Source organism: Microcoleus sp. Pol11C2 (genome assembly GCF_036701505.1).
Classification (GTDB): domain Bacteria; phylum Cyanobacteriota; class Cyanobacteriia; order Cyanobacteriales; family Microcoleaceae; genus Microcoleus.
Window position 1 is genome coordinate 45,407 of record NZ_JAUBQX010000043.1, and the last position, 8,298, is coordinate 53,704.

7 protein-coding genes and 1 pseudogene are annotated in these 8,298 nt (G+C 47.1%); 5 read left to right on the forward strand and 3 right to left on the reverse strand.

The window, feature by feature from the left end; genetic code table 11:
• Positions 1 to 125: 125 nt before the first annotated feature.
• The gene (locus QUA42_RS21130) at positions 126 to 770 is read left to right on the forward strand and encodes a Uma2 family endonuclease (protein WP_333139785.1); all 645 of its coding nucleotides are present in this window, start codon (positions 126 to 128) and stop codon (positions 768 to 770) included.
• Between the two features lie 183 nt (positions 771 to 953).
• Here the strand turns inward: QUA42_RS21130 and QUA42_RS21135 are convergent, their stop codons facing one another.
• On the reverse strand, positions 954 to 2,336 hold the full coding sequence (locus tag QUA42_RS21135) for a UDP-N-acetylmuramoyl-tripeptide--D-alanyl-D-alanine ligase (protein WP_333139787.1): 1,383 nt from the start codon (positions 2,334 to 2,336) through the stop codon (positions 954 to 956).
• A gap of 405 nt (positions 2,337 to 2,741) precedes the next feature.
• On the opposite strand from QUA42_RS21135, the gene QUA42_RS21140 reads away from it, so the two are divergent.
• Complete coding sequence (locus QUA42_RS21140; RefSeq protein ID WP_333035206.1) at positions 2,742 to 4,022, forward strand: hypothetical protein; 1,281 nt, start codon at positions 2,742 to 2,744, stop codon at positions 4,020 to 4,022.
• A gap of 287 nt (positions 4,023 to 4,309) precedes the next feature.
• Positions 4,310 to 4,642, forward strand: coding sequence for an RNA-binding protein (locus QUA42_RS21145; protein WP_333035208.1), 333 nt, complete (start codon positions 4,310 to 4,312; stop codon positions 4,640 to 4,642).
• Positions 4,643 to 4,881: 239 nt separating this feature from the next.
• Here the strand turns inward: QUA42_RS21145 and clpS are convergent, their stop codons facing one another.
• Positions 4,882 to 5,163: an ATP-dependent Clp protease adapter ClpS gene (clpS, locus tag QUA42_RS21150; protein WP_015178019.1), complete on the reverse strand. Its 282-nt coding sequence runs from the start codon at positions 5,161 to 5,163 to the stop codon at positions 4,882 to 4,884.
• Positions 5,164 to 5,450: 287 nt separating this feature from the next.
• Between clpS and QUA42_RS21155 the strand changes: the two genes are divergently transcribed.
• On the forward strand, positions 5,451 to 6,053 hold the full coding sequence (locus QUA42_RS21155; RefSeq protein ID WP_333061552.1) for a DUF3172 domain-containing protein: 603 nt from the start codon (positions 5,451 to 5,453) through the stop codon (positions 6,051 to 6,053).
• 193 nt (positions 6,054 to 6,246) lie between these two features.
• Here the strand turns inward: QUA42_RS21155 and QUA42_RS21160 are convergent, their stop codons facing one another.
• The gene (locus QUA42_RS21160; protein WP_333139790.1) at positions 6,247 to 7,575 is read right to left on the reverse strand and encodes an AMIN domain-containing protein; all 1,329 of its coding nucleotides are present in this window, start codon (positions 7,573 to 7,575) and stop codon (positions 6,247 to 6,249) included.
• Positions 7,576 to 7,746: 171 nt separating this feature from the next.
• Here QUA42_RS21160 and QUA42_RS21165 point away from each other — a divergent pair.
• Positions 7,747 to 8,202: pseudogene (locus QUA42_RS21165) on the forward strand (NUDIX hydrolase).
• Positions 8,203 to 8,298 lie beyond the last annotated feature (96 nt).

Consider the following 8,298-nt stretch of genomic DNA (forward strand, 5'->3'; position numbering starts at 1 on the left):
CAAATGCTTTTTACTCTCCAAAAGAGATGCTCTCTTCAACAGTCTCTCTAAAAGGGCGATCGCGCATTAATCAATATCATGTTTGCTAATATACAATCCATAATTTAAAACCCAGGCAGGTAGCCATGACAGCCACCCTGATCCCGAGTCAAAATAGCGGAATTCTGCTGAAAAACATTAGCTGGAAAACTTACGAATCTCTGCTGAATGAGTTAACCGAACAGAGAGGAATTCGCCTGACTTACGATCGCGGAAATTTAGAAATTATGACTCCATCAGCACCCCATGAAGGTAGTAAGAAAATTTTAGGCCGTTTTGTGGAAAGTGTGAGTGAAGAATTAAACATCGAAATTCGGAGTTTGGGTTCTCTAACTTGCAGGCGGGAGGATTTGGCTCGCGGTTTAGAACCGGATCAGTGCTACTATATCGAAAATGAGGATGTGGTTTGGGACAAAGAACAAATCGATCTCAATCAAGATCCGCCGCCCGATTTAGTTGTGGAAATTGACGTGACTAGCCGTTCGATCGATCGACTTTCTTTATATGCAAGTTTAGGCGTACCGGAAGTTTGGCGCTACGACGGAAATCGTTTAATAATTTATCAGTTGGAATCACAGGAATATGCCGAAAGAGATGTTTCTCCGACTTTCCCTTTTTTGTCGCAAGTTGAGATGCTGCGCTTTTTGGAATTGAGGAGGACTACAAAAGAAAATGCTTTAATTCGCTTGTTCCGGGAGTGGGTGAGGAGTCAAATTCAGTCAGGAGAGTGAAGCAGGGCGATTCCTACCCTTCTGGAACCCCTGCGGGAAGATAGCTCCGCTTCACGCACTTTGGTGATGATATCATATCGTGTAAAACATGAGTTTGTAGCGAGGACTTCACTCCGAGCGAGTTTTAGGAAGAATTTAGCCCTCACTACCAAGTTAATTGTAATTCTTGATGCGGACACGATATTATTCGGCAGTTAAATCAGCGCGAAACTTCTCCACAACTCGATTTAACTCCACCGAATGAGAGGCCTTAAATAAAAGGCGATCGCCCGGTGTGACGAACTCCATTAAATGCCTTGCTAAATCTTCGCGGGAATTCTCCCTCGCAATATCTTCTACCTCCACAAAATGCAAACCCGCCGCACCTGCCGCCATCGCCGCCGCTTCCTCAAAATCAGCAAAAACAAACAAAGCATCAAGATGTAAATCTCGCGCCGCCCTTCCAACTTGTCGGTGAAATTCGATCGCCCTATCGCCCAATTCCTTCATCGTTCCCAACACCGCAATCCGGCGCTTTCCCGGAGTATCTGCTAATAGTTTCAGGGCTGCCAACATCGACTCCAAACCAGCATTGTAAGTCTCATCCAGAATCACAATATCCTGCGGCAAATCGTAGCGGCGTGCCCGTCCATCGGGTAACTGCACAGACAAACCTTGCTTTAAAACTTCCCAATCAATACCTAAAACTTTTCCTACCGCCAAAGCCCCCAAATAATTTACAGCATTGTGCCGTCCCGGCAGCGGTAGTGGCAATTCCACACCTTCTACTAACATTGTATCAGGATTGAGCAATTCTCCGCACAAATCCCCGCCTTCTAAACCGTAAGTTAAAGTTTTTCCCTGCCAAACTTTTGACGCAGTTGCGATTAATCTGTCACCATCGTGATTGAGAATAGCAATGCTATCAGCAGGCATTTCGGCTAACAGTTCGCACTTAGCTTGGGCGATCGCCTCTTCGGAACCTAATCGCCCGATATGTGCCGTTCCTACATTAGTAATTACCGCTACAGTAGGACGCGCAATTTGCGACAACAGTGCAATTTCCCCACTCCCGCGCATCCCCATTTCAATCACAGCATAATTGTGTGCGGGTGAAAGCTCCAACAGAGTTTTTGGTACTCCAATTTCATTGTTGTAGTTATATTGAGTTTTAAGAATATTTCCCTTCGTTGACAAAACCGCCGCAATTAACTCTTTAACAGTAGTTTTACCTACAGAACCAGTAACAGCAACTATAGGTATACTGAATTGGTCACGCCACCAGCGGGCGATCGACTGATAAGCTTTTAAAGTATCGTCAACGCGCAACAGGGGAAAATTAGGCAATTCCTCTTGCCAATCTCGATCGACAATCGCCGCAATCGCCCCCAAATCCCTGGCTTTTGCCAAAAATTGATGACCATCAAAATTGTCTCCCCGCAGCGCCAAAAATACTTCGCCCCCCTCAAGAGTGCGCGTATCTGTGGCAATACCTGTCCCTAAAGCTGTCAAAACGCCCTTAGACACAGCAGGCAAAGGTACACTTAAAATTTCAGATAGTTGGGCGATACTTACGCGACAAACCATAACCAGCACTCACATTTCAAATAATTTTCCCAGCTAATTCTACCTCGCCCAACCTCAAATTTAACTAACAGCGGGCTGCGGATCAGGATTGACCTTGATCATCCTAATACTAAATCGTCCGCCCACCCAGAAATTATTCCCTACCCACCCACAATCTTTACCAATACTTTACAAAGTAGATGGTGATTTAAGGCCTTGCTAATTACCAACAATTCATGTCATGCTGGTGTTGGTAAATAGTTTAACTAAGCAAAAATATCGATCGGCTTAAGCTGCTGACAGCTTCTACCCATAAGCCTCATCCGGCGAGAAGCTCGGTTGACTCAATTATTGCGATTCATTGGCCAATTCATCAAGATAATAGCGCTGAAAGCTCCTGCCCCAGCCTCGGAGGGTTAATCCACAGTGAACGACTACAACAGACAAAGCCACGAAGAAGAACAGCGACTTTACAAGCATTGGCTGGAGTTGGTACAACGAGAGCAGCCGGCCGAACTCATCAGCCGCTTTCGCACTTTGTTTATCCAAGGTACCGGATATCCCGATCGCTCCGTCGCCGACGCACTCGAAAAAATAGCACGCTCAGAACACGCTGAACAAGAATTCAAATACATCCTCAACCGCTGCTGCCACATCCTGATCAACCGTTGGCAAACATACCCCAGCAAGCAAGCCGCCATCCCTGAATTGATCGCTGTGTTTGAAGAAGCGCCCAAAATATTATTTGGATACAATCGATCGCGGGGGCGAGGCTCCATCCCCCAATTAGTAAATCAATTTACCGAAAGTGAACAGTACCTCACCCTCCAACGCTTAGCCAAAGTCATAACTCACAGCAATGAAGATAGCAGCAACAGCAAAACCCCTGCTACCCTTCCCCTCGGAACATTAATTCCCCGTTACCCTTACCTCTACAAACACTGCCTCCTCAGCGACGACAGCACCTACGAACAACAAAAAATCATTAAAAGAATCCAAGCTCAAAAGCAGCAGCAATTTGAGATCAACCTCTCCCAATACGTGGCTCACCAAGTGAGAAAAGCGCAAACAGCGCGCCGGGAAACCTCCCTTTCCTTCGGCAGAAGTGTACAGTCTATAAAAAATCCGACCCTGTTGACCGACCCGGAACTATTCTTTGCCCTCAAGCAATTTGTCGGAAAAGTAGAAGGAGCCGATACCTACAGACAGCTAGCGGGCCGTTTCACGGCGAACGCCAGCACCTATCAGTCCTACCGCTCCTTTAAAGACGACTTGTACGAATACCTGATTTCTTCTGTCACCGATGAGCGCTACGGCAAACGTCTCTTTAACGAAAAATTGTATAAGCAACTACAAAATACCCTGCCCCACAGCGACGATCAGAAGTTTAATGAATTTTTAATGATCAGAACTTGCAGCCAGTTATTGAACTTTTTAGTAGTAGAGAGTCCTGTGCGGCCCAACCACTTTGTCTTCATCGACCTGATCTCAAACCTCGGGCCGACCCAAACCACAGGTTTGCTGCTGAAAATCGTACTAATTTGCGGCAAAGTCAAGCCCTACCTAGAAAAGCGGCTGGCAATTTTGTTCGGTCACTACGAATGCAGTACCCGAGAAGGCGTGGTGTGGTTAGTCAAAGCCCTGGAAAACGTAAACCTAGCTTTGAGTACCAACTTTGGCAAGGTGGATGTATCTTTCCTGCGGTGAAAGCGGGCGGCATAACTTTCTCTGCTTCCAGAGCAGGCAAAACATCACACCGATCGATCAGGTTTCTGAATACCCTAAAAGTTTTACCTTTAATTAGAACGACTTAATTAACTCCTAAAACCTACTCAAAAGACGCTATTCTATGTTAAAGTACCAAGTGTGAATCAGATTCAGTTGCAGGCTTTGTTCATTGCTACAGAATTGTCTAAAAACTTGCCCTTCTGTATCGGCAGGGGACTCTCCGAAACTGAAATCTTCGCACTGTCTAAATTTTGGAGTTATTCCTCATGTCGATATACGTCGGTAACTTATCCTACCAAGTTACCCAAGAAGACATCACCACCGTCTTCGCCGAATACGGAACCGTTAAGCGAGTACATCTACCTACCGACAGAGAAACCAGTCGCCCCCGCGGCTTCGGTTTTGTAGAAATGTCCACAGATGCAGAAGAAGATGCAGCCATTAGTGCTCTCGACGGAGCAGAGTGGATGGGTCGCGACCTCAAAGTTAACAAAGCTAAGCCCCGCGAAGATGAAGGTGGCCGGGGTGGCGGCAACCGGGGCGGCGGCCCTGGAAAATTTGGTCGCGCAGGAGGGGGAGGCGGAGGAGGACGTTATTAATTTCCTCATTAATTTCCTCGGATAAAGATTTGAGATTGGAGAGTTGAAATTGGTGCGAGAGCTCACCTAGCTCCGAACCACTTCCGGCCGTTCCGAAAAACCTATGCTCTTCAAATTTCCATATCTACCGGATTAAATATACCAAAAAGCCAAGGGCCGAACCCTTGGCTTTTTGGTATGAAAGTTGACGGTACGAGTCACAAACCGGCTGGGCGAATCCGTTGCAGTACCGTCAGGTTCTAATCGTCAGGTTCGATGCTGCTGCTCAATCCGTGATTATTGAGCGTTTCAGCGTAAAACTCAGCGTGTTCGAGAGCGCAAACAATCACCAATCCCATCCCGTTAGTATGGGCTTCCATCATCACATTTACCGCCTGTGGCTGAGTCAGACTCGGTACCGTCGCCATCAAAGTCTGCACCACGTACTCCATAGGATTGAAATCATCATTGTGCAGCAGAACGCGGTAGCGCGGTGCAAGCTTGCGGACTGTGGAAGGCTTTTGAATAATTTCGACAGACACTAATCTATACCTCCTGACTTGTAAAATGTTAAAATTTGTCAACAATCTTGAGCCGGATTCCTCCGCTGTGCAAGAGTATGTCACTTTCAGCTATTTTATTGAAATCTGAAAATTCAGACAAGGCAGCCCCTTGGTCGATCGCGAGCTGTGAACGCAACACCAAACCCACAGGGGGTGTCCTGGGCCATCCGCAACCACCTTCCTAGCGCCATAATATTAGAAAGGCGCGATCAGTTAAAAATAACAAACTACTACCTGTTGAGTCTCCAGAACTGAGGGAACCTTATATGAAACGCAAACCTAAATCCTACAACGACAGATTCAGCGGCGACCCATCCCGAGGAGATGAAGACTCCGACTACTCCGGCTCAATAGGCGGACAGTCGCGGCGTCAACCTCAGTCCGGCAAACCCTCTTTCCTCAATTCCGCCACCCTAGGAATTTTAACAGCCGTCTTTATTCTAGGGATTGGGATTGGCATTGCCTTTAGCTCCACCGCTACCATTAGCCCAGAGAACGTAGCCTCCCGCGAATTTATCGATCGCAGCGCCCCGAACCCAGAACTTTGCGTGCAGTTTGGAGCAAGTGCGATGGTGACAGATATGCGCCTCTACGTCACCCTAAACCCCTTCAACGTCTACATTTCGCAGCCGAGTATGCGCCCCGGATGCGTTTTGCGAACCAATAACTGGGCAATTCTCGAACAAAGAAAACTCATCAGCCAAGACCAAGTGCGCGATTGCAAAAATCGCATGAACACCTTTGGCTTCACCGGCCCCCTAGAAGCTCAACCCGAAATTAACTGTATCTACCAAAATGACGGCGCTAAAAACCTGTTCCTCAACCAACCGGGTTCGATAGCTCCAACCACGGAAGGTCAAAATTTCTAAATCGCCGATATAGCGGTTTTGATTAGAGTGAAGTACAGATATGGGGTAGGGACTTAGGCTTAGCCTAAGTCCCTACTTTATTTCAGAGAATGGAAAACTGCTCTAAGTAAATTTTGAACCAAGAGGTTCGAGGGAAGAAGGAAGTCTTCCCTCGAACCTCTTCTTTCTTCCTTATTCCCTCCTCCTTCTTCCTTCAAAAACCGAACTGCGGTAAATCTTCGGTTAACTGAACTTGGAAAATTTGGCCGGGTTGAATCGTAGCAGGTTGAGGAGCAGCGACATAAGTTGTAGCAGCACCAGCCGCTGCTCCAGCCAACAAACCGACACCGGAAAAGCCGCTCAGCAAGAACAAAGCTAAGCCACCAATACCAGTATTGCGGACCAAACTGCGATCGGTCGGCTGTTGCCGACGGCCTCCCACTGGTTCTGAGCGAGCCGAGAGAGGGATATTGCGACCGTTGAGACTAATAGCTTCGACCACAAATCTAGTGCCGAGGTTGGTCGTTTCAAACCGGCCGATGACTGGCGTATTAGCAGGTACGATCGTATTGCCGCGACTGTCGAAAATTCCTCCTTGCAGCAGAAGCACTTGCTCGCGGCTGGGTTTCGCTTGCAGGCGCAAAGCCTGATCGCCGGGGTATAGCAAACTGAGCTCCGTGCCCGCCGGCAACAAGACATTCGCCCCAGCCGCAGCCTGCAAAGGAGCATTCGATCGTCCGCGAGGAAGCGGTTCACCAAAGGTAAGGGTCCGCTGTTCCGGCGCTGCTGCAGCCGTTATTTGAGGATCTAGGCGGGGTAGAGCAGCAGCTTTTACCCCACGGCGTTCATCAAGGCGAACATTGACTAAAGGCACTCTGAGCGGCCGGATTTGATCATTTGGAGTTGGCGGCTGCGAAGAATTTGTAGTGGGATTCGGGGAAGTAGGAGGCTCAGGTTGATCGACCTTTGGGGCAGCAGTTGAGTTGGAATCAGTCGGCGGCTGGTTTTGCGGTACTTGTCTTGCAGGTTGGGGTAGAATTTCGGGAGTTTCCATATTCGGAGTCGGTTCGATCGAAGGACGCAACACCCAGCGATTTTCTACCCCGCTTCTTTGGAATTGAACTTGCCCTGCGCTGAAACCGACTCCCGGAGCCAAATTGACCAGAATTCTCGCCGTTCCCGGTTGAAGTTGACTCACTCCCACAGAACGCACTCTACCTTGTGGGTATAGCTGAGTTGCATCTACTGCGATCTCAGTATTGGGCAAATCCACAGCAATTTGAGACGGGTTGAGTAGAGAATATGTGGGGGTTGTTCCCTCTGGCAGAGTAATTTCTAGCTGATTTGTCGCGGGATCGAATTGCCAACTTGTCACTGTTGAAGCATTTGCTCGTTCCAGTGTTGCGGGCACTGCTGCAACTGCAGCGACGACTGCTAGACTCAGGCTCAGTGACTCGATCGCAAACAATCCCGCTGGTAGAGAATTAACAGTCAATTTTTGGAAGTCTGCCCAAAATTTTCGTGGTAATTTTTTGTATGGCATGGCTGCTGGGTGAAATTTTTGATCTGAAATAGATTATGGATGGGAAAATTTTGCCTTCGGATGACGCTGAAAGTTTAACATTATTGCCAGAGGAAAAATTTAACTAAATGGAAATTATTGCGATCGCGTTTCGTTCTTAACAACAAGTAGTGTCAGCTTAGACAAGATGAAATAGAATTGCCAAGCGGACCAATTATAGACGACTTTTTTGTTAATGTCCGACCCAATATCGCCCTCGTATTTGCCACGACAGAGCAGCAATAACTTCTATTAGTGCGCCAATACAGGCACAGAGTAGGCGAAATTTTGCTAGAACTGCCTGCTGGATCTTTCAACCCTGCTGAAGAGAGCGGGAAATCGGCAGCCGCCAGAGAACTTGCCGAAGCAACGGGATATGTTGCTGAAGACAATTTGGAACTAGCAACCTTATATGATATCCCTGTAAAAAACACCAATTCTATCTACCTATACTTTGCTAATAATGTCAAGCTTGCCAGCCCAAGACAATTAGATATTACAGAAGATATTGAATTAGTTTGAGTCCCTATTGCTGAAGTTTTTTTGAGAATAAAAAAACGAGAAATTTGTGTAGCAGGAAGCATCATATCATGTCCGGTCGATTGGTAATGATATAATATTGAGGAATACTATAGCAATCCTAAATGATTTTCTATACCTAGAGCAATCCTAATTAATTTTATCCGTGCAATTATATTGATGTAT